General features: G+C 63.7%; 19 protein-coding genes. 12 read left to right on the top strand and 7 right to left on the bottom strand.

Annotation, left to right across the window (positions count from 1 at the left end):
* The first annotated feature begins 1 nt into the window (after window position 1).
* The gene (locus CDI09_RS10770) at window positions 2-1,147 is read left to right on the top strand and encodes an FUSC family protein (protein ID WP_078525298.1); all 1,146 of its coding nucleotides are present in this window, start codon (window positions 2-4) and stop codon (window positions 1,145-1,147) included.
* 17 nt (window positions 1,148-1,164) lie between these two features.
* Window positions 1,165-2,631 (top strand): mannitol dehydrogenase family protein, encoded by a 1,467-nt coding sequence (locus tag CDI09_RS10765; RefSeq protein WP_078525296.1) that lies wholly within the window; start codon window positions 1,165-1,167, stop codon window positions 2,629-2,631.
* A gap of 37 nt (window positions 2,632-2,668) precedes the next feature.
* On the opposite strand, the gene CDI09_RS10760 is transcribed toward CDI09_RS10765, so the two are convergent.
* The gene (locus tag CDI09_RS10760) at window positions 2,669-3,202 is read right to left on the bottom strand and encodes a GNAT family N-acetyltransferase (protein ID WP_078525295.1); all 534 of its coding nucleotides are present in this window, start codon (window positions 3,200-3,202) and stop codon (window positions 2,669-2,671) included.
* Window positions 3,203-3,283: 81 nt separating this feature from the next.
* Here CDI09_RS10760 and CDI09_RS10755 point away from each other — a divergent pair, with 81 nt between their 5' ends.
* The 3 genes from CDI09_RS10755 (at window position 3,284) to mdoH (ending at window position 7,431) form a co-directional block, all read left to right on the top strand.
* Window positions 3,284-3,628 (top strand): winged helix-turn-helix domain-containing protein, encoded by a 345-nt coding sequence (locus CDI09_RS10755; protein WP_061272474.1) that lies wholly within the window; start codon window positions 3,284-3,286, stop codon window positions 3,626-3,628.
* 135 nt (window positions 3,629-3,763) lie between these two features.
* The gene (locus CDI09_RS10750; protein ID WP_078525293.1) at window positions 3,764-5,269 is read left to right on the top strand and encodes a glucan biosynthesis protein; all 1,506 of its coding nucleotides are present in this window, start codon (window positions 3,764-3,766) and stop codon (window positions 5,267-5,269) included.
* Entirely contained in the window at window positions 5,257-7,431 is a 2,175-nt protein-coding gene (mdoH, locus tag CDI09_RS10745) for a glucans biosynthesis glucosyltransferase MdoH (RefSeq protein ID WP_078525291.1), read from the top strand. Before CDI09_RS10750 ends, mdoH begins: the two co-directional genes overlap by 13 nt.
* Window positions 7,432-7,642: 211 nt before the next feature.
* Here mdoH and CDI09_RS10740 read toward each other — a convergent pair whose 3' ends face one another.
* On the bottom strand, window positions 7,643-8,098 hold the full coding sequence (locus CDI09_RS10740) for a hypothetical protein (protein ID WP_236944652.1): 456 nt from the start codon (window positions 8,096-8,098) through the stop codon (window positions 7,643-7,645).
* Window positions 8,099-8,442: 344 nt separating this feature from the next.
* Window positions 8,443-8,655: a hypothetical protein gene (locus CDI09_RS17755; protein WP_146220871.1), complete on the bottom strand. Its 213-nt coding sequence runs from the start codon at window positions 8,653-8,655 to the stop codon at window positions 8,443-8,445.
* Window positions 8,656-8,821: 166 nt separating this feature from the next.
* Between CDI09_RS17755 and CDI09_RS10735 the strand changes: the two genes are divergently transcribed.
* Window positions 8,822-10,138: an MFS transporter gene (locus tag CDI09_RS10735; protein WP_078525290.1), complete on the top strand. Its 1,317-nt coding sequence runs from the start codon at window positions 8,822-8,824 to the stop codon at window positions 10,136-10,138.
* A 95-nt stretch (window positions 10,139-10,233) separates the two neighbouring features.
* Here CDI09_RS10735 and CDI09_RS10730 read toward each other — a convergent pair whose 3' ends face one another.
* The 4 genes from CDI09_RS10730 to CDI09_RS10715 all read right to left on the bottom strand — a co-directional run bounded on the left by CDI09_RS10730 (window position 10,234) and on the right by CDI09_RS10715 (window position 13,489).
* Window positions 10,234-10,515, bottom strand: a complete 282-nt coding sequence (locus CDI09_RS10730; RefSeq protein ID WP_078525288.1) for a hypothetical protein — start codon at window positions 10,513-10,515, stop codon at window positions 10,234-10,236.
* Between the two features lie 134 nt (window positions 10,516-10,649).
* A complete protein-coding gene (gene hisC / locus CDI09_RS10725; protein ID WP_078525287.1) occupies window positions 10,650-11,720 on the bottom strand; it encodes a histidinol-phosphate transaminase in 1,071 nt (356 codons plus the stop codon).
* 89 nt (window positions 11,721-11,809) lie between these two features.
* Complete coding sequence (locus CDI09_RS10720; protein WP_078525285.1) at window positions 11,810-12,361, bottom strand: ankyrin repeat domain-containing protein; 552 nt, start codon at window positions 12,359-12,361, stop codon at window positions 11,810-11,812.
* A 102-nt stretch (window positions 12,362-12,463) separates the two neighbouring features.
* On the bottom strand, window positions 12,464-13,489 hold the full coding sequence (locus tag CDI09_RS10715) for an MBL fold metallo-hydrolase (protein WP_078525284.1): 1,026 nt from the start codon (window positions 13,487-13,489) through the stop codon (window positions 12,464-12,466).
* Between the two features lie 431 nt (window positions 13,490-13,920).
* Here CDI09_RS10715 and tkt point away from each other — a divergent pair, with 431 nt between their 5' ends.
* From tkt to CDI09_RS10680, 6 genes are all read left to right on the top strand, one after another.
* On the top strand, window positions 13,921-15,981 hold the full coding sequence (tkt, locus tag CDI09_RS10705) for a transketolase (RefSeq protein ID WP_205836703.1): 2,061 nt from the start codon (window positions 13,921-13,923) through the stop codon (window positions 15,979-15,981).
* 110 nt (window positions 15,982-16,091) lie between these two features.
* Window positions 16,092-18,950 (top strand): bifunctional transaldolase/phosoglucose isomerase, encoded by a 2,859-nt coding sequence (locus tag CDI09_RS10700; RefSeq protein WP_078525279.1) that lies wholly within the window; start codon window positions 16,092-16,094, stop codon window positions 18,948-18,950.
* Window positions 18,951-19,067: 117 nt separating this feature from the next.
* On the top strand, window positions 19,068-20,066 hold the full coding sequence (gnd, locus tag CDI09_RS10695; protein WP_078525278.1) for a phosphogluconate dehydrogenase (NAD(+)-dependent, decarboxylating): 999 nt from the start codon (window positions 19,068-19,070) through the stop codon (window positions 20,064-20,066).
* A 151-nt stretch (window positions 20,067-20,217) separates the two neighbouring features.
* Window positions 20,218-21,747, top strand: coding sequence for a glucose-6-phosphate dehydrogenase (zwf, locus tag CDI09_RS10690; RefSeq protein ID WP_110571324.1), 1,530 nt, complete (start codon window positions 20,218-20,220; stop codon window positions 21,745-21,747).
* Window positions 21,744-22,580, top strand: a complete 837-nt coding sequence (locus CDI09_RS10685; protein ID WP_078525274.1) for a Cof-type HAD-IIB family hydrolase — start codon at window positions 21,744-21,746, stop codon at window positions 22,578-22,580. The genes zwf and CDI09_RS10685 overlap by 4 nt, the downstream gene beginning before the upstream one ends.
* Window positions 22,581-22,608: 28 nt before the next feature.
* Window positions 22,609-22,764, top strand: a 156-nt coding sequence (locus tag CDI09_RS10680; protein ID WP_170120495.1) for an HAD family hydrolase, incomplete at its 3' end; no start/stop codon positions are given.

Raw genomic sequence — 22,764 nt, 5'->3', positions numbered from 1 at the left:
CATGCCTGAACGCCTGAAGAACCTGCTTTATTCCATCATGGGGCGGGGTACGTGGCGGCAGGTCGTGCGGATGAATGTCTCGCTCATCCTGTCCGGCATTGTCGCGACTGCCATCCATCTTGATGAGCCGGTCTGGGCGCTCATCACCTCGGTCATCGTGATTACCCAGAGCCGCCTGACACAGACGCTCTCGACCGGGCGCGAGCAGATTGTGGGCACGCTTATCGGGGCGGCTGCGGGCATGTCCGCCATTGCGCTCGAGCAGTATACCTCGCTCTCGGTGGGCATGGTGTTCTGGGTCATGCTCATGCCGCTTGCCGTGCTGGTGGCGCTGCGGCCCAAGATGCGGGTGGCCATTGTCACGCTCATGGTGGTGCTGCTGTTCCCCGCCACGGGCGAGCCGTTTTCGCGGCCCCTGCAGCGTATCGCCTCGATCATGACCGGGGTTGTGGTGTCGTTCGCGGTGTCGTTCTTCGTGCTGCGTGGCGAGGCGCGGCGCGAGGTGCTGGGTAATGCCGCAAGCCTGCTGCGCCGCCTGTCGGACCTGCTTTCAGGCGCATTGCAGAACCACCCCGACCATGATGCGCTGGCCACCGTCGATACGATGTGCCGCTCCCTGCTGCAGGACATGAATGACGGCGTGCAGGAGGCGGAGGTGGAGCACCCCGCCTCGCTGGCGAAGCACGACCCGCTGGTGCTGCGCCTGCCGGGGCTCTTGCGCCGGATCCGCTCGGATGCCATTTTCATCGCGCGCGCGGGCACCGAGGGTGAAACCGCCCATACGGGCGATATCCTCGCCCATGAGCGGGATATGCTGGTCGATGTGCTGGGCCAGATGGCTGCGCGGTGCGACCGGCTGGCCGCGACCCGCCGGGGCCACACCCTGCCTGATGATGACATGCGCCCCCTGCTTGACCGGCTTGAACAGCAGGAAGGGGAACACTGGACCCCTGTCATGCGTTTCGCTGTAGGCCTGCTGCATGCCGACATGCGGCTGGCCGTGCGCAATATCTGGTCGGACGGGCGCACGGATGATGGTCCGTTCCCGCTCGATGGCCACCCCATGGTGGCCGAGGCCGGATTCGAGCCTGCGGGCAAGGCTGCGTCCGTTCCCATGCCGGAGGGCCGTGGCCGTCCCTCATCATAAAGGAGTGCAAGAACACCATGCTGAACGAAACAACCCTCACCACCCTTCCCGCTGGCGTGCAGGCGCTGGCATACAGGCGCGAGGCGGTGGGGCGAGGGATCGTTCATTTTGGTGTGGGCAATTTCTTTCGCGCGCATGAGGCCTGGTACGTCAACCAGTGCCTTGGCCTGCCCGGTCAGGCGCAATGGGGCATCGTGGGCGTGGGGCTTAATGGCGGCCCGCGCGGGGAGGCCAAGGCGCGCCAGTTCCAGCAGCAGGACTGCCTGTATTCCCTGACCGAGGTGGCGGCGGATGGCGCGCGCACCGTTTCCATCATCGGGGCGCTGCGCGAATACCTGCTCGCCCCCGCCGACCCCGAGGCCGTGCTGGCTCGCCTGGCTGACCCCGAGACCCGCATCGTCAGCATGACGATTACGGAAGGCGGTTATAATATCGATGAGGAAACCGGTCGCTTCCGCCTTGATGAGGCGACCGTGAGCGCTGACCTTGCCCATCCGCACCGCCCGGCCACCGTGTTCGGTTATGTGGTGGAGGGCCTGCGCCGCAGGCGCGAGGCAGGCATGCCGCCCTTTACCGTGCTGTCATGCGATAACCTGCGCAGCAATGGCCATGTCGCGCATGCGGCCTTTGTGGGCTATGCCCGCGCGGTTGACCCCGATCTGGCTGACTGGATCGAGGCCAACGTGACCTTTCCATGCTCCATGGTGGACCGAATCACGCCTGGCGTGGACCGCGCCACGCGCCAGGCGCTGAACGATGCCAGCGGGCTGGATGACGACCTGCCCGTGCTGGCGGAGGATTTCAGCCAGTGGGTGCTGGAAGATAATTTCTGCAATGGCCGCCCCGCGCTGGAAAAGGCAGGCGTGCAGTTCGTGCGTGATGTGGCGGGCTATGAGCAGGTGAAGGTGCGCATGCTCAACGCATCGCACATCCTGCTCGGGGCTGCGGGCCTGCTGCTTGGCTACCGCTACGCGCATGAAACCGTGGCGGATGCCGACCTCGAGCGGCTGGCCAACGCCTACTGGACGCTTGATGCCATGCCCCAGATCGATGCGCCGGCGGATTTCGACCTTGATGTCTATCGCAGGCGTCTGCTCAGCCGCTTCTCCAACCAGGCGGTGGCCGATACGCTGTTGCGGATCTGTAGCGACGGGGCCTCGAAAGTGCGGGTGTTCTGGACCGATACGGTGCGCCGCTCGCTGGAGAGCGGGCATGATCTCGACCGCATCGCCTTCGGCATCGCCGCCTATCTGGAAATGCTGCGTGGCCGTGACGAGAAGGGCGAAAGCTACGCCCCCCTCGAACCCACGCTCGATGCCGATGACATGGCCCTGGTCAATGACGCCAACCTTGCGGCGGCCCTTGCCCTGCCTGCCTTTGATGGCTGGCGCGACATGGATGCGACAGCGCTCGATGCCGCCGTGGTAAAAACGCGCCGCGCCATCCGTGAACGTGGCGTGCGGGCGGTGATACAGGAACTGTAAAAAGCCTCTGGTGGCGCTTTTATTATTTTGAAATATGTCAGATGCCCAATAATGCGCGGCGCATGGGGCAGGCATCGGCGCCATAACTTGCGGTAATGGCGGCGGGCACGTCGGGCATGGGTTCAAAACCCAGATGCGCCCAGAGCGGGCGCGCTCCTTCCGCCGCCATCAGGGCCAGCCACGGCACGCCGCACAGACGTGCCTGCGCGCCGAGATGGCGCAGCGCCGCATGGGCATGGCCCTGACCGCGCAGGGCGGGATCGATGGCGATATCGTGGAGGTACCAGCAGTCAGGCCGGGCGGGCAGGCGGCCAAGATGGGTATCAAGCAGGGGCGGGCGGGCCATGCGCCACGGGTGGCTCAGCATGTAGCCGCGCACCGGCCCGTTTTCCTCGATCAGCACCATACAGCCCGTCGGGCACAGGCTGCGGCGTTCATCAAGCACCTCCGCCCGTTCGGGGCAGCCGGGGTGCATCCGGGCGGCGAGCGCCACCACTTGGGGCAGATGGCCCGGCTGCATCGGGGCCCATGAGGCCCGGGGCGGCCCCGATGGATGGGCAGGTTGGCGCATGATGGGAAAATTCCATTCCAGATAAGGATATTTCAGGTAGAAGAGGCCATTATCATAGCGGCTGCCAGGAGTATGGAAAATATGACACAGATGCGCCTGACCTTGCGGCTCGACGCGAATGGCACGCCCCTGCTCGGGCATGGCAAGATCCGCCTGCTCGAACAGATTGGCGAGACAGGCTCGATCTCGGCGGCGGCGCGGGCGATGGGCATGTCCTACCGGCGGGCCTGGCTGCTGGTCGAGGCGATGAATACCACGTTTGCCCGCCCACTGGTCAGCGCGCGACCGGGCGGCGGGGGCGGGGCCGGCCTTTCGGCGGAGGGCGAGGCGGTATTGCGCCTGTACCGTGAAATCGAGCAGGCCGCGCGTGAGGCAGTACGGGGCCCGCTTGAAACATTGGCAGGTATGTGTTCATCCACGCCGTGAAAAAGCCATCAGCACTGTTGATCACGGTTGTGGCATAAGTGCTTTTGCCCAGTGGTAAAAAATAAAGAATAGTGTGTCAGCACTTCTGAAAAGAAGAACGGACTGGAGTTGAATTAGGTGTTACGACGTAATTTCATGAAAGCGGGCACGGCCCTGTCCGCCCTGTCGGCTGTGGGGATTGCCGCACCACGCGCGGCCAGGGCAACCCAGAGCAGCAATTTTGATTCCAACACGGTTCGCACGCTGGCCCATCAACTGTCGCAGCAGGCTTACCAGCCGCCTTCCCAGTCATTGCCTGCACCGCTGCGCAACCTGAATTTCGATCAGTACAATTCCATGGCCTACCGCCCCGAACAGGCGCTGTGGCATGGCGAGAACCTCGGTTTCGAGGTTGAGTTCTTTCCCCGCGGTTATCTGTACGCGCCACGTATTGACATGAACGAGGTGATTGATGGCCAGAGCCGCCCCATTGCCTTCAGCCCCGACATGTTTACCTATAACGACCCCGCCCTGCGCGTGAATGATGATATCGGCTTTGCCGGTCTGCGCCTGCGCGCGCCCATCAATACGCCGGGCGTGATGGAGGAGTTCTGCGTCTTCCTTGGCGCATCCTATTTCCGCGCCGTGGCCAAGGGGCAGACCTATGGCCTGTCGGCCCGTGGCTTCGCCAATGGCACCGGCGACCCGACGGGCGAGGAATTCGCCCTGTTCCGCGCCTTCTGGCTGGAAAAGCCCAAGGCGGGCGTGGATAGCGTGGTGCTGCATGCCCTGCTCGACAGCCCTTCGCTCACCGGCGCGTTCCGCTTTACCATCCGCCCCGGCGAGACCACGGTGTTTGACGTGCAGTCCTCGCTTTATCCGCGCAAGGCGATTGCGGAGTCCGGCATCGCCCCGCTCACCGGCATGTTCTATTTTGACGCCAACGACCGCGCGCGCGTGGATGACTGGCGCCCCGCCGCCCATGACAGCGAGGGCCTTTCGATGTGGACCGGCAGCGGCCAGCAGTTGTGGCGGCCGCTGCGCAATCCGCGCGACCTGCAGTTCTCCGCCTTTACCGATGTGCGGCCGCACGGCTTTGGCCTGATGCAGCGCAAGCGTGCCTTCACCGATTTTGAGGATGTGGCGCTGAATTATGAAAAGCGTCCCTCGCTATGGATCGAACCGATCGGGGACTGGGGGGCAGGGGCTGTTGACCTGGTCGAAATTCCCACCCCCAACGAGGTGAATGACAATATCGTCTCGTTCTGGCGCCCACAGGAGCCGCTGGCGGCAGGCCGCGAATATGTGTTCACCTACCGCATGTACTGGGGGTGGGATACGCCGTGGCCCACGAAGCTCGCGCGCATTGCCGCCACCCGCGTGGGGGATGCGACCGATGATTCGCATACGCGCTTCTTCGACCTTGATTTTGTCGGTACGCCCTTTGAAAAACTGCCCGATAACCCGCATTTCCACCTGCAGTGCCGTGCCTCGGCCGGTGAGATCCGCAATGTGGTGGTCGAGCCGGTCACGCCCATTCATGGCTGGCGCAGCACGTTCGAGTTCGCGCCCGGCGATGCCAAGGTGGCGGAACTGAACTGCGTGCTGGCCGATGACAATGGCCCCGTATCGGAAGAATGGGTCTATCGATGGACGCCGTAGGGGCGCCACCACGCCCGGCCCGGCCGGTGCCGCCTGCCAGCCTTCTGCCGCAGGGCTGGGCCGCCCTGCCGCCTGCCGCCCCGCTCGACATGCCCGTGCGCGCGCTCGAAGCCGAGCCGGACCGGCACGGTCGCCCCGCTGTGCCCACCACGCAATGGCGGCTGATCGGGCTGCGGCGGCTGCTGGTCATTGGCGGCGCCGTGGCCATGACCGGCATGGCCGGTTACGAGATGGACCTCGTGTTCAATGCCGTGCAGCGCTCGGTGGCGGGCATGGTCATGCTGCTGCTGTTCGTCATGCTGTTCCTGTGGATCGCGCTGGCCTTTACCTCGGCGCTTGCGGGTTTTGGCTCCATGCTGGCGCATGGCGGGCTGGGCCTTGGCATAAAGCGCAGTGGCACGCTGCCGCGGGTCACCACCCGCACGGCGTTGCTCATGCCCACCTATAACGAAGATCCGGGGCGCGTCATGGCCGGGCTGCGCGCCACCATCGACAGCCTGGGCGCCACGCGGCAGGAGCGCGCGTTTGACGTGTTCATCCTGTCCGACACCACCGATCCCGATATCTGGGTGGCGGAGGAAGCCGCCTACATGGCCCTGTGCCGCGCCACGGGCTGGGGCGGGCGGCTGTTCTACCGCAGGCGCGCGGTCAATACCGACCGCAAGGCGGGCAATATTGGTGAATGGGTGCGCACTTACGGCGCGGCCTACGAGCAGATGATCACGCTCGATGCCGACAGCGTCATGTCGGGCGACGTGATCGTGCGCCTGACCTCGGCCATGGAAAATAACCCCGGCGTGGCCCTGATCCAGTCCCTGCCGGTGATCGTGAACGGGCGCACGCTGTTTGCGCGCATGCAGCAGTTCGCAGGCCGCGTCTATGGCCCGCTGATTGCCCACGGCATTGCCTGGTGGCATGGCGCGGAGGGCAATTACTGGGGGCATAATGCGGTCATCCGCACGGTGGCCTTTGCCGAGCAGGCGGGCATGCCGCACCTACCGGGCCGCAAGCCCTTCGGCGGCGCGATCCTGAGCCATGACTTTGTCGAGGCCGCCCTGATGCGCCGTGGCGGCTGGGCCATTCACATGGTACCCGCACTGAGCGGCTCCTATGAGGAGAGCCCGCCATCGCTGACCGATATCGCCATCCGCGACCGACGCTGGTGCCAGGGCAACCTGCAGCACGCCAAGGTGCTGCCCGCGCGTGGGCTGCACTGGGTCAGCCGCATGCACATGCTCATGGGCATCGGCTCCTATGTCACGGCGCCGCTGTGGCTGATCTTCCTGCTTGTGGGCATTGTGGTCTCGCTCCAGAACCGCTTCTACAAGCCGGAATATTTTGGCGATACCAAGCTGCTCTACCCGCACTGGCCACATGTCGATCCCGTGCAGGCGGAATACATGTTCATCGGCACCATGATCGTGCTGCTGGCTCCCAAGATCCTGGCCTACATGCTGCTGCTCATTGATGGCCCGCTGCGCCGGGGCTGCGGGGGGGCGATCATGGCGGCGGCGTCCATTCTGGTGGAAACCGTGATTGGGGGCCTGATCGCGCCGATTGCCATGATGATCCAGACGGCGGGCGTGCTGTCCATCCTGCTGGGGCGTGATTCCGGCTGGAATGCCCAGCGGCGTGACGCGGGCGGCCTGCAGATCATGCAGAACGTGCGGCTGTACTGGGTGCATACGGTGCTGGGCATTGCGCTGGCGGGTGCCGCGTGGAGCGTGTCCCTGCCGCTGTTCCTGTGGATGCTGCCGGTAACCCTGGGGCTGGTCTGCGCCATTCCGCTCGCCGCCCTGACCGGCAGTGAAGCCGCGGGACAGGCCCTGCGCCGTGCGCGTCTGCTGCTCATCCCCGAGGAGACGGACCCGCCGCCGGTGCTGCACGAGGCCGTGGTCTATATGGGCCAGATGGCGGGTCACCCGATACAGGAGGCCATTGCGGCCCTGCGCGCGCGCGCAGGGCTGTTGCGGGTGCATGAGATCATGCTGCCGCCACCGCGCAGGCGGGGCGACCCGATCAACCCGGCGCTGCTGGTGGGGCTGCTCAAGCTGCGTGAGGCACCTGACCTGGCCACGGCGGTGCGCGCGCTCAACCGGGCGGAAAAATCTGCCGTGCTGGGCAGCGCCGAAGGGCTGCACCTGCTGGCGCAACTGCCTTGAAATCGTCAATGCTTACGGGCGCCGCCTTTTGCAAAAAAGGCGGCGTTTCCTGAAGTTTTTTAAAGGCTGTTTGAAAAGTCAGGCTCAATAATATCCTGAAATCATAAAAGTTTTTGGTGAAGCTTTTTCCAAAAAGCTTCAAAAGACGTCGCCTTTTAAAAAAAAGGCGACACCCAAAAAACTTTGAGGTTTCAGGCGCGGCGCAGGCCGGTCAGTCTGATGACGTGCCCTGCGGGGGTGCTATGGCTTCATCGCCTTCATCCGATCCATCAACCGACATGATCGCATCCAGCGAATCGCACAGTTTCTTCTGGTTGGCGCTGGCGAGCGATCCGGGGGCGGCGCATAGCTTGGCGGCGTCTGGTACGCAGGATTCGGTGGCGTCCTCGTAGTCGGATTCCATCACGTCATGCGCCAGTGACAGATTGGGGTTGTGCGCGCTCTCGCCCGCCTCCTCAATGACCTTTTCCATCTTGTGCAGGTCGTCAAGCTTGTCGAGGCACGCCTTGCTGGCCAGGTCGGGCTTGAGGCGCAGCACATCCATGGCGCGCTGCACCTTCTGCGTGGCCAGGCTCTGCCCATGGGCCATCGTGCTTAGCGCCGCAGGCGAAAGCAGCAAGGCAACCGGCAGTGCGGCGAGGCGTAAAGACAGCTTGATGTTCACCATGACCGTTCCGTTTGTCCTGTCCCGACTGCGATGGGGCAGCGCGGGCGCATCTCCTCCCACCGGGGTGCGGCCCCGACTATGGCAGGAACCCACCTTGGGCGAAAGGTGGGGGCAGTGAGCGATGCATGCGCTCCATGCATAAAAATATCATCTGAAAGTTATTGATATAATAAGGAAGAAATCGGAATCGTGTCAAAAATTTGAAAATTCCCTTACATTCACGAGACTTTTTTAGTATAGATTATCCCCACTGAATATATTTTTCGTGTTTTGGCGGAGGTCAGAAACTATCCTGTTATTGTGAAATCGTTCGATACTGAAACGATTTTGTATATCTGGCCAATTCATGGTCTTTCCGGCGCTGGGAAATCACGGCATCGTGCGCGTTTTTCGGTGCGCTTTGTGTGTCTTTTCATCGCATTGCTATGAAAGCCGTGCCCAAAGGCGCGTTTTCCTGCCGGATTGACGACTTTACGGCTGGTCACACGCATGAACAGCAGGTCTGCCAGGCATATGCGCTGGCGTTTTGGCGCTTGTGCCGCCTGCCTGTCTCTCATGGTCGTGATCCGCACGGGTGGTTGCACACCCGACCTGTGAAACTGAGTTCCGCACTGGTGTTTCCGGAAAGCCGGACTGTGCGGACGCAGCCTGCATCGACGCTCCGCAATGAGGCGGGGCCGCTCGTTTTCGTGTCGGCTGCCTGTGAAAGAGGAGACTCTCCCCTTGAAACAGACAGACAATCTGTCCGAATCAACGTCCCTGGCCGATCGGCTTGGCATTCCGGCTCCCCTGTTCTGGGGGTTCGTCGGTCTGCTGTTCTTCATGATCGGTGATGGTGTCGAAGCTGGCTACCTGGCGCCCTATCTTGAGGGGCAGGGCATTTCATCGCGCGATACGGCGCTTCTTTTCACCATTTATGGCGTGACCGTGTCCCTGTCCTCCTGGGCTTCGGGGCCACTGTCCGATCTGTGGGGCCCCAAGCGGGTCATGTGGATCGGCCTTGCCATCTGGGGCGTGTTCGAGGTCCTGTTCCTGACCTTTGGCGTGGCCGTGAACAGCTATCCCATCATGCTGGCCGCCTACACCATGCGCGGCTTTGGCTACCCGCTGTTCACCTATGGCTTCCTGGTCTGGATTGCGGCCGCAACGCCGCCGCGCCAGCTTGGCTCGGCTGCGGGCTGGTTCTGGTTCGCGTTCTCGGGTGGGCTGCCCACGCTGGGTTCGCTGTTCGCCAGCTTCTCCATTCCGCTGATCGGCGAGATGGCGACGTTCTGGTCCTCGCTGGGTCTGGTCATGTTCGGTGGCCTGCTGGCCCTGCTCATGACGCGTGAGCCCATCGGGTCGCGCCGCCTGGCCCCCGTGGGCACCCGGCCTGCCACGATCTTCTTCAGCTCGATCAGCATCCTGTGGCGCGAGCCCAAGACGTTTATCGCCATGATCGTGCGCACCATCAATACGTCGTCGGAATATGCGTTTCTGGTGATCATGCCGGCGTTCTTCACCAAGGTCATCGGCTTCTCGCTGTCGCAGTGGCTGCAGCTTCTGTCGATCATCTTCCTGTCGAACATCCTGGTGAACCTCGTGTCCGGCATCACGGCGGACCGTCTGGGTCACCGCACCGTTGTCGCCCTGTTCGGCTGCGTTGGTGCCGCGATCACGGTGCCGCTGTTCTACTACGTGCCGCAGATGTTCCCCGGCAACTTCGCCATCGCCGCCGTGATGGGCGCGCTGTATGGCGCAACCATTGCCGCCTTCGTGCCGCTGTCCGGCCTGGTGCCGCAGATCTGCCCGAAGGAAAAGGCCGCCGCCCTGTCCGCCCTGGGTCTGGGTGCGGGTGCGAGCACCTGGGTTGGTCCGGCGATCGTGACGTGGTTCGAAAGCTGGCACGGTATCGAGGGGATCATCTGGATCTTCTGTGGCCTGTATGTGGCCTCGGCTGCACTGACGCTGGTGCTGACGGTCTCGCCTGAAGCCCGTCGCTACATTGATGAAGCCGCCGCGCGCGGTGACGTGGCGGAGGAAGTGACCCTGGGTCACTGATCCTTCCACTGTTCCTGCCCCGCAGGCTCTTTAAGGGGGCCTGTGGGTAAAGCGGGCCTGCCCCATGTGGGGCAGGCCCGCTTTTTTTATGTTGGTCAGATGCTACGTTCAGGCCGCCTGCGCGGGGTGCGTGGGCGGTCGGTGCCGCCAGGGGCCGCCTGCGTGCTGCGCCGGTCGTTCGCCTTGAGGGCGGGGGCGGCGGTCACTTCGCTTTCAAGCTGGCGGATGCGCTTCTGCACGCTTTCGCGCAGGGCGGGTGAGGTATGCGATTTCATGGAGGCCAGCGTCTCGCGCAGGTCGCGTAACTGCTTCTGCTTTTCGGCAAGGGTGCGACGGATCGGCTGGTTATCGGACATCTGTCCGTGGAATGCGCGCATGATAAGGATCCTGTGGACCTGTGGTCCAGGAAATGAGTTGTTAACCGTGTGATGGAAAGAGGCGCAGCACGCACCCACGCCCACCCGGCCCAAGTGGGCAGGGCGGCGGCGTGATGCATGATGAACCGGGGGGCTTACCCCTCGTTCAGCGCAAGCACATCGGCCAGTCCCTGTATCAGGGCCTGGCATTCGGCATCCGTGCCAATGGTGATGCGTAGCCATTGTGCAATGCGCGGGGTCCGGAAATGGCGCACAATGATCGCCCGCGCCCGCAGGGCTGCGGCAAGCTGCGCGCCATCACGGTCCGGGTGCCGGGCGAATACGAAATTCGCCCGTGATGGCAGGACCTCGAACCCCATCTTTCCCAGGCTGTCTGTCAGCCTGTTGCGTGAGCTTATGATCCTGGCGCTTGTATTTGCAAGCCATTCCCGATCTTCAATCGCGGCAATGGCTCCCACCTGCGCCAGACGGTCAAGCGGATAGGAGTTGAAGCTGTCCTTGATGCGGGTCAGGGCTGCGATCAGGTCAGGCTGGCCAATGGCATAGCCCACCCGCAGCCCCGCCAGCGCGCTTGATTTGGAGAGCGTGCGCACCACGAGCAGGTTGGGATGTTCGGCTACGAGCGGTATGGCCGTCTCGGCCCCGAAATCGACATAGGCTTCATCCACCACCACGACCGCCTCCGGGTGGTCGCGCAGCACGGTGCAAATCTCGTCCAGCCCCAGGGCGATGCCGGTGGGTGCATTGGGGTTGGGCAGGATGATGCCGCCACACGGCCTGCGATAGGCCGCAATGTCGATGCCCATCGCACTGTCGAGCGGCACGGTCTCGTGGCGTATGCCGTAAAGCCCGCAATAGACGGGGTAGAAGCTGTAGGTAATGTCGGGGAAGAGCAGGGGGGCATCGTGGTTGAGCAGCCCCTGGAAGACATGGGCGAGCACCTCGTCCGAGCCATTGCCCACGAACACGTGGTCCACCGGCACGTCATGCGCGGTGGCGATGGCCGTGCACAGGGCATGGGCCGTGGGATCGGGGTAGAGGCGCAGCGTGTCGTTGGTGGCGGCCCTGATGGCCTCGATCACTTTGGGCGAGGGGCCGTACGGGCACTCGTTGGTATTCAGCTTTATCAGGTTGGCCATTCTGGGTTGCTCGCCCGGCACATACGGGGTCAGGCTGTGTACGATCGGGCTCCAGAAACGGCTCATCGGGGTGAATTCCACAAGGTCATGAACATAAAGGCACGCCACGGCAACGGGTGCTGTGGCGGTGGGAAAAGGATGACAGAAAGAGTGGTTCAGCCCTGCGGGGCGGGGGGCGTGCGCTTCATGGCGTCAAGCAGGGCGGTGTTGCCCTGCCGGGTGGCGAACAGGCGGGCGCTGATGCCCTCGCCATCGCGCAGGTCGGGGTTGGCGCCATGTTCAAGCAGGAAGGTGACCATGGGGTCGCGGTTGAACATCACAGCAAAGATCAGCGGCGTGCGTCCTACGAAATTGGGCACATCGATGCCTGCTCCATGCGCGACCAGCACGCGCGCGCATGGCAGGTCGCCCTTGAAGGCCACGCCCGCGAGCGCCGTCGCCCCCTTGGCGTCCTGCAGGTCGGGGCTGGCGCCGCCTTCAAGCAGGGCGCGCACGGTGGGTTCGTGGCCGTTATAGGCGGCAAGGATCAGCGCGGTGTAGCCCTTGTCGTTGCGGGTATCGGGGTTGATGCCCGCCTTGAGGAATTCGGTAACGAGATCCGTCTGCCCATCCCTTGCCGCGGAAAGGAACAGGGTCTCGATTTCCGCGTTGCTGAAGGAGTCGGGTGCGTCGGCGGCGGGGTCGCCGTGGGCGATTGTCTTGCTCATGTGCCTGCCTGGCTGGTCGGATTGCGCGAAACGGGGGCGGAGGCCGGTCCCGTCATGAGCGATCGAGCATAGGACGGTTTGGCTGAAAAGAACATCGGGCAATCATGCATCATTGGGCTGATCCCACGCAATGCCGCGACACGCGCCATGGGCCATGATGCCCATCGTATCGGGCGGCAGGCCCGCGTCCTGCACGGCTTTTGCAAGGCGCGTGACCGGCTCGTCCATGGGTTCATCCGTCAGGCGGAAGGTGCCGAAATGCATGCCGATCCCGTGTCGCGCCCCAAGCTGGCGCAGGCCCGACAGGGCTTCCTCCGGCGTGGTGTGCACGCGCTCCATCAGCGCGCGCGGCTCATACGCGCCAATGGGCAGGAGGGCGATGTCGGGCGCGCCAAGGCGCTGGCGGATCAGGCGCCAGTGGCGGCCATCGGCGGTATCGCCTGCAAAGAACAGCTGGTGGCCTGCCTCGTCGCGCAGCATGAAGCCGCCCCACAGGCTGGTATTGCGGTCAAAGGGCGTGCGGGCCGCGCCATGGCGGGCAGGCGTGCAGGTGATATGGATGCCACCGGTGGTCACCGCCTGCCACCAGTCCAGCTCCATGATGCGTTTGAGTCTGGTCTTGTACATGAAATGTGCATTGGCGAGCGGTGTGACCACAAGCGGGTTGTCGCCCCGCCGCACCAGCGCCCGCAGGCTGGGCAGGTCCATGTGGTCGTAATGCGCGTGCGAGACCAGCACGATATCGATGGGTGGCAGGTCGGCCAGCCTGCGGCCGGGCGCGCGTACCCGCTTTGGCCCGAGGAAGGGCAGCGGGGAGCAGCGTTGCGAAAAGATCGGGTCGGTCAGGATGGTGAGCGCCGTGCCATCAGGCCGGGGCAGGCGGATGAGAAAGGTGCTGTGGCCGATAAAGGTCAGCTGCACCGTGTCGGGCGCGGGCTGGGCATGCGGGTCGCCGGTGGGGGTGGGGTTTTCAATCCGCGCGGGCCAGTCCGATTTCGGGCGGTTCCACTGCCATTTGAGGATGGCGAGGCGCCGCAGGCGCGCGGGCTGGGTGCCCTCGGGGCAGATGGCGGGCGGGTTGAAAAAACGCGTGCCATCCGTGTGGTCGCTGGCGGGTAGCAGGGGCATGCGTGGGTCTCCATCTGCCGGCGTATCCAGGGGCGAACAGGTGAACGGGAGGATGGGGTCGTGTCAAATTCCCTGCCTGCGGGCATGGTCGGGTGGAACTGGCGCCGGGCGTATGCGCTGGCACATATGGCGTGCCTGCCGGGCCGCCATGGCGTGGACTGGGTAACGGCTTGATGAGATGGCTTGTTCCGTCCCGAAGGTCGTGAGAAGGTACGCGCCGTGAAAAGCCTTTATCCCTGCGCTCCCTGCTGCCCGCGCGTGCATGCGGGCCGGGCGGGCGCGGGCGGTGTGGAAGAATAACAAGAAAGGGTTGTCGGCTTCCGGCACGCGGCCCGGTTTGGTCGGAACAACAACCATGGCTGTAAGGAGGCCGGTCCCTCATGCGTTCCTCGTACACATCACCCCTCATGGCTCCTGAAGGAGGTGGCGGCATGCCCACCAATATCGATACGCTGTGCATCAACACGATTCGCACGCTATCCATGGACGCGGTGCAGAAAGCGAATTCCGGCCATCCCGGCACGCCCATGGCGCTTGCACCCGTAGGCTACGCGCTGTGGCGCGACGTGCTGAACTATGATCCGGCCGACCCGCTATGGCCCAACCGCGACCGCTTCGTGCTCTCGATCGGCCATGCGTCGATGCTGCTTTATTCGCTCATCTACCTTGCCGGTATCCGCGACGTGCGCCCCGGCGGGGTCACGCATGACCGCCCTGCGCTCACGCTTGAAGACCTCGAGCAGTTCCGCCAGCTCGACTCGCTCACCCCCGGCCACCCGGAATATCACCACACCGCGGGCGTCGAGACCACGACCGGCCCGCTCGGCCAGGGCTGCGGCAATTCCGTTGGCATGGCGATGGCGGAAAAATGGCTGGCCGAGCGCTACAACCGCCCCGGCTTCAGGCTGTTTGACCATCACGTCTATACGCTGTGCGGCGATGGCGACAACATGGAAGGCGTTGCCAGCGAGGCGGCTTCCATCGCCGGTCACCTCAAGCTTGGAAACCTGACGTGGATCTATGACAGCAACCAGATCTCCATCGAGGGTTCGACCAAGATTGCGTTTACCGAGAGCGTGCACAGGCGCTTCGAGGCCTATGGCTGGCACGTTCTTGAACTGAAGGATGCCAACGACACCGGCGACCTGCGCCGCCTGCTGGCCGAGGCGAAGGCCGAGACCTCGCGGCCCACGCTGATCATCGTCCATTCCATCATCGGCTGGGGCGCGCCCCACCTTGCTGGCACGGCGGAAGCGCATGGCTCGCCGCTGGGCGCGGAGGAAATCCGCGAGACCAAGAAATTCTACGGCTGGCCGGAAGACAGGAACTTCTACGTGCCCGAAGGTGTGGCCGAGCATTTCCGTGAAGGCATCGCCACCCGCGGGGCCGCGGCCAGCAGGGCGTGGCATGAACTGTTTGCCGCCTACCGCGCCAAATACCCCACCGAGGCCGCGCAGCTTGACCACATCTTCGCGGGCACCCTGCCCGAAGGGTGGGATAAGGACATCCCTGTCTTTGATGCGGATGCCAAGGGCGTTGCCTCGCGCGCAAGCTCGGGCAAGGTGCTGAACGTGGTGGCCAAAAATTACCCGTGGATGATCGGTGGCTCGGCCGACCTGTCGCCATCGACCAAGACACACCTGACATTTGATGGCGCGGGTGACTTCCAGCCGCCGCAATGGGGCGGCACCTATGGCGGGCGCAACCTGCATTTTGGCGTGCGCGAGCATGCCATGGGCTCGATCAGCAACGGTCTCGCGCTGTATGGCATCCGGGCTTACTGCTCGGGCTTCCTGATCTTCTCCGATTACATGAAGCCGCCCATCCGCCTTTCCGCGCTGATGAAGCTGCCGGTGACCTACATCTTCACCCATGACTCGATCGGCGTGGGCGAGGACGGGCCGACGCACCAGCCCATCGAGCAACTGGCCCAGCTGCGCGCCACCCCCGGCGTGACCGTGCTGCGCCCCGCCGATGCCAACGAAGTGGCCGAAGCCTGGCGCACGCTGGTGCAGATTACCGACCGCCCCAGCGTGCTCGCACTGAGCCGGCAGAACCTGCCCACCATCTGCCGCAAGACCTATGCGCCTGCATCGGGGCTGGCAAAAGGGGCCTATGTCCTTGCAGATGCGGACGGGCGTCCCGATGTCATCCTCATGGCGACAGGTAGCGAAGTGGGGCTGATCATCAAGGCGGCCGAAAAGCTGAAGGCGGAGGGGATCAAGGTGCGCCTTGTCTCCATGCCGTCATGGGATCTGTTCGAGGCACAGCCCAAGGCCTACCGCGACAGCGTGCTGCCGCCCGACATGACCGCCCGCGTGGCGGTGGAGCAGGCCGCCCAGCTTGGCTGGGACCGCTATACCGGCCTTGCTGGCGAGACGATTGTCATGCACGGTTTTGGCGCCTCCGCCCCGGCGGGCGAACTCGAAGTCAAGTTTGGCTTCACGGTGGATGCCGTGGTGGCCGCCGCCCGCAGGCAGGCCGGAAAATAAAAAACACGCAGGCAGGCAGGACATCCAGTCCTGCCTGTCGTGTTTTTGAGCAAAGAAGTATTGGCAGTGCGGGTTTGCCGCGTTGCTGAAAAGTAAAGGAAGCACAGTCAATGAGTGCGCGTGAATCTGGTGATGCAAATCCTTTAAAGGAACTGTCGCGTCTGGGTCAGTCCCCCTGGCTGGACTTCATCCAGCGCTCCTATACCGAAAATGGCAGCCTGAAGAAGCTGGTCGATGAAGACGGCCTTAAGGGTGTCACCTCCAACCCCGCCATCTTCCAGAAGGCGATGGGCCAGGGCACCGATTATGATGCCCAGATCCGCTCCGTGCTGGAACATCACGTGGTTGACGCGGGCGCGCTGTATGAACTGCTCGCCATTGATGACATTCGGGCCGCCGCCAGGGTGCTCTACCCCGTCTATGAACAGACGAAGGGCGTGGACGGTTATGTCAGCCTCGAGGTTTCGCCCTACCTTGCGCGCAACACCAAGGGCACGTTGCACGAGGCGCTGCGCCTGTGGAAAGCGGTCGATGCCCGCAACCTCATGATCAAGATTCCCGGCACGGAGGAAGGCGTTCCCGCCATCCGCGCCGCCATTGCCGAAGGGCTGAGCATCAACGTCACGCTGCTCTTCTCGATCGATGCGTATAAAAAGGTGCTCGAAGCCTACATCACTGGCCTGGAAGACCGCCTCGGCCGTGGCGAGAGCGTGAAGGGCATCGCCTCGGTCGCGTCCTTCTTCGTCAGCCGCATCGACGTCAAGATCGACAAGGAAATCGATGCCCGCGTGGCCGCGGGCGACAGGCATTCGGCTGAACTCAAGGCCCTGCGCGGCAAGGTGGCCATCGCCAACGCCAAGGCGGCCTATGAATACTGGCGCGAAGTGACCGCCAGCCCGCGCTGGAAGAAGCTGGCCGATGCAGGTGCAAACCCGCAGCGCCTGCTGTGGGCGAGCACCGGCACCAAGGACAAGACCTATAGCGACGTGGTGTATGTCGATGGCCTGATCGGCCCCGACACGGTCAACACCATTCCGCCCGCAACGTTCGATGCCTTCCGTGACCACGGCAAGGTGGCCGAAACGCTGACACAGGACGTGGCGGGCGCGCTGCGGGTGCTTGATGAGGCAAAGAGCCTTGGCCTTGACCTTGATGGCGTGACACGCAAGCTGGTCGATGAAGGCGTTGCCTCGTTTGCCGATGCGTTTGACGACCTGCTGGGCTCGGTCGCGGCCAAGCAGGCGGCGTTTCTGGGCAACAAGGTCACCTCCACCGCGCTGAAGCTGCCCGCCGACCTGCACAAGGCTGTCGATGCGGAGCTTGAAGCCTGGCGCAAGGACGGCACCGTGCGCCGCGTGTGGGACAAGGATGCTACCGTCTGGACCGGCAAGGACGAGGCAAGCTGGCTCAAATGGCTCGACATTACCGATGACCAGGTGGCGGCCCTGTCCAAGTTCGAGGACTTTCAGGCCGAGGTGAAGGCGCGCGGCTTCCGCGATGCGCTCCTGCTGGGCATGGGCGGCTCCAGCCTCGGGCCGGAAGTGCTGGCCCAGACCTTTGGCAAGCATGAGGGCTTTCCCCACCTGTACGTGCTCGACAGCACCGACCCGCAGCAGGTGCGTGATTTCGAGAAAAAGATCGACATCAGCAAGACGCTGTTCATCGTCTCGTCCAAGTCCGGCGGCACGCTGGAGCCCAACATCCTCAAGGCCTATTTCTTCGATCAGGCCAAGAAGGTGCTCGGCGACAAGGCTGGCTCGCACTTCATCACCGTGACCGATCCCGGCTCGCACATGGAAGACGTGGCGAAGAAGGATGGCTTCTGGAAGATCTTCTACGGCGAGAAGCAGATCGGTGGCCGCTACTCCGTGCTGTCCGATTTCGGCATGGTGCCCGCCGCCGTGGCGGGCCTGCCGCTGAAACTGCTGCTCGAATCCGCCCAGCGTGGCGAGAAGTCCTGTGCCGCCTCCGTGCCACCCGCCCAGAACCCCGGCGTGGTGCTCGGGGCGGTGCTTGGCGTGGCTGCGCGCGACTTTGGTCGCGACAAGGTGACCATCATCGCATCGCCCGGCATTTACGATATGGGCGCATGGCTTGAGCAGCTCATTGCGGAATCGACCGGCAAGGACGGGCGTGGCCTGATCCCCATCGATGACGAGACGATCGGCAAGGCAAGCGTGTATGGCAAGGACCGCGTGTTCACCTACCTGCGCCTCGCCGAGGACCCCTGCCCGAAGCAGGATGCCGCCTTCGCGGCCCTGGTCGAGGCCGGCGAGCCGGTGGTGACCATCGAGCTGCATGAGCGCCGTCAGGTGCTTGAGGAGTTCTTCCGCTGGGAGTTCGCGACCGCGGTGGCCGGTGCGGTGATCGGGATCAACCCGTTCAACCAGCCCGATGTCGAGGAATCGAAGATCGAGACCAAGAAGATCACCACCGCCTATAACGAGACCGGCAGGCTCCCGCCCTACGAGCCGTTCGCCAAGGATGGCCCGTTCGCCTTCTATGCCGACCCGAAGAACGCGCAGGCGCTTGGCGGCGCCACAACGGCCCAGGCCATTCTCAAGGCGCATTTTGCCCGTGCGAAGGCGGGTGATTACGTGGCGCTGCTCGCCTATATCGACCGCGACACCTTTACGCGCGAATGGATCCAGAAGGCGCGGCTGGGCCTGCGTGATGCGCTGAAGCTGGCGACGGCGGCCGAATTTGGCCCCCGCTTCCAGCATTCCACGGGTCAGGCCTACAAGGGCGGGCCTGACACGGGCGTGTTCGTGCAGATCACCTGCGATGATGAGGTGAACCTGCCGGTGCCGGGTGAGAAATATACCTTCAGCATCGTGAAGGAAGCCCAGGCGCGGGGCGACATGGAAGTACTGGCCGAACGCGGCCGCCGCGTGCTGCGGGTGCACATTCATGGCGACCTGAAAGCTGGCCTTGAAAAACTCGGGCTTGATATCGCCCACGCGGTCTGAGCCGACCGTTTGCCCGTCCCGCCTCCGGCGGGGCGGGTTTTTTGATAGGGATCATTGGGAAATGCGCCCCCAGACGATAGGACTACGGTCCTATCCCGCTTCCAGGAGTGTTAGATCATGCAAATCGGTATTGTTGGCCTAGGCAAGATGGGCGGCAACATCTCCATCCGCCTGACCCGCCATGGCCATGATGTGGTGGCTTTTGACCGCGACCCCGCCGTTACCGCCAAGGTGTGCGAGCAGGCCGAAGGTGGCCGCGCCACTGCCGCCACGGGTCTTGCCGACATGGTGGGCAAGCTCAAGGGCCGCAGGATCATCTGGCTCATGCTGCCTGCGGGCGAGGTGACCGAGCAGGCGGTGCAGGAACTCGCCACCCTTATGGGCAAGGGCGACATCGTGATCGATGGCGGCAATTCCTTCTACAAGGACGACATCCGCCGCGCGGCCGAACTGGTCCAGAAGGGCATCGACTATATCGATGTCGGCACCTCGGGCGGCGTGTGGGGGCTGGAGCGCGGCTACTGCATGATGTACGGCGGCACCAAAGAGGCCACCGACCATGTAGATCCGATCCTGTCGGCGCTGGCGCCGGGCATTGGTGACATTGTGCGCACACCCGGCCGCGACAGGCCCGGCTTCGACCCGCGCGCCGAGCAGGGCTACCTGCATTGCGGCCCGGCGGGGTCCGGCCATTTTGTGAAGATGGTCCATAACGGCATCGAATACGGCATCATGCAGGCCTTCGCCGAAGGGTTTGACGTGATGAAGTCCAAGAACACCGATGCCCTGCCCGAGAACCAGCGTTTCGACCTGAACATGGCCGACATTGCCGAGGTGTGGCGGCGCGGCAGCGTGGTCTCGTCGTGGCTGCTCGACCTTTCGGCGAGTGCGCTGGCGGGCAACCCGGACCTGTCGAACTACAAGGGCGACGTGGCCGATTCCGGCGAAGGCCGCTGGACCATCGAGGCCGCGATTGAGGAGGCGGTGCCCGTGCCCGTCATTACCGCATCGCTGTTCACGCGTTTCCGCTCGCGCACCGGCAACAACTTTGCCGAGAAGATGCTGTCTGCCATGCGTTTCGGCTTTGGCGGTCACATTGAGGGTACGAATAACTGACCCGACGCCCAGCCGGTAACTGAAGGCCTGCCCGGATGCTAGGCATCTGGGCAGGCTCTGGCTGTTCCCCATGAAATGACAGCGCTCAATGACTGCAACCGGAACAGCCGGGGGAGGATTATAGCGAACACAGTTCAGGGACAGCAGCACAATGGAAAACATTATTGCCTCGGCAGTCTCGCAGGTGGGCGATACACACCATGAAGCCGCCCCCCGGCGCAGCCCGCCGGGTTCGTTCGTCATCTTTGGCGGCGGCGGCGACCTGACCCGGCGCCTTCTGCTACCTGCCATATACAATCTGGCCTGCGCCGGGCTGCTTGATGATGGTTTTGGCATCGTGGCCGTTGACCGCGCGGACCTGACCGACCAGCAGCTGCGCGATAACGTGCGCGCGGCCCTTGAGGATTTTACCGCCCGCCGGGGGGCCGAGGCCGTCAGCCTGCGCGAGGATATCTGGGACTGGATGCTGCCCCGTATCCGTTACGTGCAGGGCGACTTTGAAACCATGCAGACCTATCAGGCCATAGCCGATGTAACAGCGGGCCAGAACTGCATTTTCTACCTTGCCGTGGCCGCCCGTTTCTTCGGCTCCATCGTGGACCGGCTTGGCGAGGCCGGGCTGGTGCGCGAAGGGCCCGATACCTTCCGCCGCGTGATCGTGGAAAAACCCTTCGGCCACGACCTGCAATCGGCCATCGCGCTCAACACGAGGCTGCTCAACACGCTTGAGGAGCAGCAGATCTACCGCATCGACCACTATCTCGGTAAGGAGACGGTGCAGAATATCCTCGCCCTGCGCTTTTCCAACGGGTTCTTCGAGCCGCTATGGAACCGCCAGAACATCGATCACGTGCAGATCACCGCCGCCGAGACCGTGGGCGTCGAACAGCGGGCCAAATTCTATGAAGGCACCGGCGCCCTGCGTGACATGGTGCCCAACCACGTCATGCAGCTCCTGGCCATGACGGCGATGGAAGCGCCGATCTCGTTCGATGCCGATGCCGTGCGCAACGAAAAGACCAAGGTGCTCGACGCCATCCACCCCCTTGCCCCCGCCGATGTGGTGCGCGGGCAGTATGCGCCGGGCACGGTGGGGAAAAAAGCCGTGCCGGGCTACCGGCAGGAGCCGGGTGTTGACCCCCATTCCCTGACCGAGACTTACGTGGCCATGAAATTCGGCATTGATAACTGGCGCTGGGCGGGGGTGCCGTTTTACGTGCGCACCGGCAAGCGGCTGGCCGCGCGCAAGACCGAGATCGCCATCCACTTCAAGTCCGCGCCCTATGCCCTGTTCCGTGACACGCCGGTGGACAAGCTGGCCCCCAACATCATGGTCATCCACATCCAGCCGACCGAGGGGGTAACCATGCAGTTTTCGGCCAAAATTCCCGGCCCCTCGGTCAGGCTGGGTGGCGTGCGCATGAAGTTCGATTACGCCGAATGGTTCAGCGAAGGGCCGAGCACGGGATACGAGACCCTGATCTATGACTGCATGATTGGCGATGCCACCCTGTTTCAGCGCGCCGACAATATCGAGGCGGGCTGGCGCGCCGTGCAGCCGGTGCTGGACTGGGGGCAGGATGCCCGCAGCCTTGCCTTCTACGCCGCAGGCAGCGAAGGGCCGGAAGCCGCCGATGCCCTGCTGGCCCGCGACCACCGCCACTGGCTTAAAATTGGATGATGCCCATGACCCCACCCGTTTCCCGCCCGCATGCCGTCAGGCTTGTGGTGTCCGATATCGATGGCACCCTGATTACGCCCGAGCGCGTGCTTACCCCCGCCGCCTACAAGGCGGCGGATGACCTGCGGGCGGCGGGCATCAGGCTCAGCCTGATCAGCAGCCGTGCTCCACGCGGCATGATGCAGTTTGTCCGTGCGCTTGATATCCGCGAGCCCATCGCGGGGCTTAATGGCGGCCTGATCTGCGCGCCGGATGGCACCATCCGCGAGCGCCTGTCGCTTGAGCCGGTGGTGGCGCAGAGGGCGGTTGAATTCCTGATCGACCACGGGGTCGAGCCATGGCTGTTCATTGGCCATGACTGGCTGGTGCGCCGTGATGACACGCCACAGGTCGCCCATGAGAGTGAAGTGGTGCAGACCACGCCCGTGCGGGTGGATGATTTTGCGGGTCATTATGTCAACGTGGGCAAGATCATGGGGGTGGCCAGTGATCCGGCAGCGTTGCCGGGGGTGGAACGCGACCTTGCAAACATGCTGGGAGGGAAGGCGAGCGTACACCAGTCCTCGTCCATTTACCTTGATATTACGCACCCGCAGGCGAACAAGGGCTATGCAGCAAAAGAACTGGCCAAACTGCTGGATATTGATATCCGGGATACGGCATGCATCGGGGATATGAACAACGACATCCCCATGCTGAAGGAAGCGGGGGTCAGCATCGCGATGGGCAACGCGCTTGATAACGTCAAGGCCCATGCCCGCTTCGTGACCCGGCCCAACACCGATGATGGCTGGGCCTACGCGATGGAAAACTTTGTCCTGCCCCGCCCCTGAGGGGCGCGGCACAGAAGGGAGAGGCGACATGCCCCACGACGCAGCCGGAACGCCAGCAGGCCAGATCAGGCTGGTGCTGGCCGATGTGGATGGCACACTGGTCACGAAGGACAAGATCCTGACCCCACGCGCCATCCGCGCGGTCGAACGCCTGCGCGAGCGGGGCATTCTGTTCACCATTACC

The sequence above is a fragment of the Komagataeibacter nataicola genome (assembly GCF_003207795.1).
Taxonomy (GTDB): domain Bacteria; phylum Pseudomonadota; class Alphaproteobacteria; order Acetobacterales; family Acetobacteraceae; genus Komagataeibacter; species Komagataeibacter nataicola.
Note: the sequence above shows the minus strand (reverse complement) of the source record. Positions and strands in the feature narration are given on the sequence as shown.

Bases quoted from the DNA above. Each gene is read 5' to 3' on its own strand.
- CDI09_RS10770 (WP_078525298.1), top strand. From the start codon at position 2: ATGCCTGAACGCCTGAAGAACCTGCTTTATTCCATCATGGGGCGGGGT.
- CDI09_RS10765 (WP_078525296.1), top strand. From the start codon at position 1,165: ATGCTGAACGAAACAACCCTCACCACCCTTCCCGCTGGCGTGCAGGCG.
- CDI09_RS10760 (WP_078525295.1), bottom strand. From the start codon at position 3,202: ATGCGCCAACCTGCCCATCCATCGGGGCCGCCCCGGGCCTCATGGGCC.
- CDI09_RS10755 (WP_061272474.1), top strand. From the start codon at position 3,284: ATGACACAGATGCGCCTGACCTTGCGGCTCGACGCGAATGGCACGCCC.
- CDI09_RS10750 (WP_078525293.1), top strand. From the start codon at position 3,764: ATGAAAGCGGGCACGGCCCTGTCCGCCCTGTCGGCTGTGGGGATTGCC.
- mdoH (WP_078525291.1), top strand. From the start codon at position 5,257: ATGGACGCCGTAGGGGCGCCACCACGCCCGGCCCGGCCGGTGCCGCCT.
- CDI09_RS10740 (WP_236944652.1), bottom strand. From the start codon at position 8,098: ATGGTGAACATCAAGCTGTCTTTACGCCTCGCCGCACTGCCGGTTGCC.
- CDI09_RS17755 (WP_146220871.1), bottom strand. From the start codon at position 8,655: ATGAGAGACAGGCAGGCGGCACAAGCGCCAAAACGCCAGCGCATATGC.
- CDI09_RS10730 (WP_078525288.1), bottom strand. From the start codon at position 10,515: ATGCGCGCATTCCACGGACAGATGTCCGATAACCAGCCGATCCGTCGC.
- hisC (WP_078525287.1), bottom strand. From the start codon at position 11,720: ATGAGCCGTTTCTGGAGCCCGATCGTACACAGCCTGACCCCGTATGTG.
- CDI09_RS10720 (WP_078525285.1), bottom strand. From the start codon at position 12,361: ATGAGCAAGACAATCGCCCACGGCGACCCCGCCGCCGACGCACCCGAC.
- CDI09_RS10715 (WP_078525284.1), bottom strand. From the start codon at position 13,489: ATGCCCCTGCTACCCGCCAGCGACCACACGGATGGCACGCGTTTTTTC.
- tkt (WP_205836703.1), top strand. From the start codon at position 13,921: ATGCCCACCAATATCGATACGCTGTGCATCAACACGATTCGCACGCTA.
- CDI09_RS10700 (WP_078525279.1), top strand. From the start codon at position 16,092: ATGAGTGCGCGTGAATCTGGTGATGCAAATCCTTTAAAGGAACTGTCG.
- gnd (WP_078525278.1), top strand. From the start codon at position 19,068: ATGCAAATCGGTATTGTTGGCCTAGGCAAGATGGGCGGCAACATCTCC.
- zwf (WP_110571324.1), top strand. From the start codon at position 20,218: ATGGAAAACATTATTGCCTCGGCAGTCTCGCAGGTGGGCGATACACAC.
- CDI09_RS10685 (WP_078525274.1), top strand. From the start codon at position 21,744: ATGATGCCCATGACCCCACCCGTTTCCCGCCCGCATGCCGTCAGGCTT.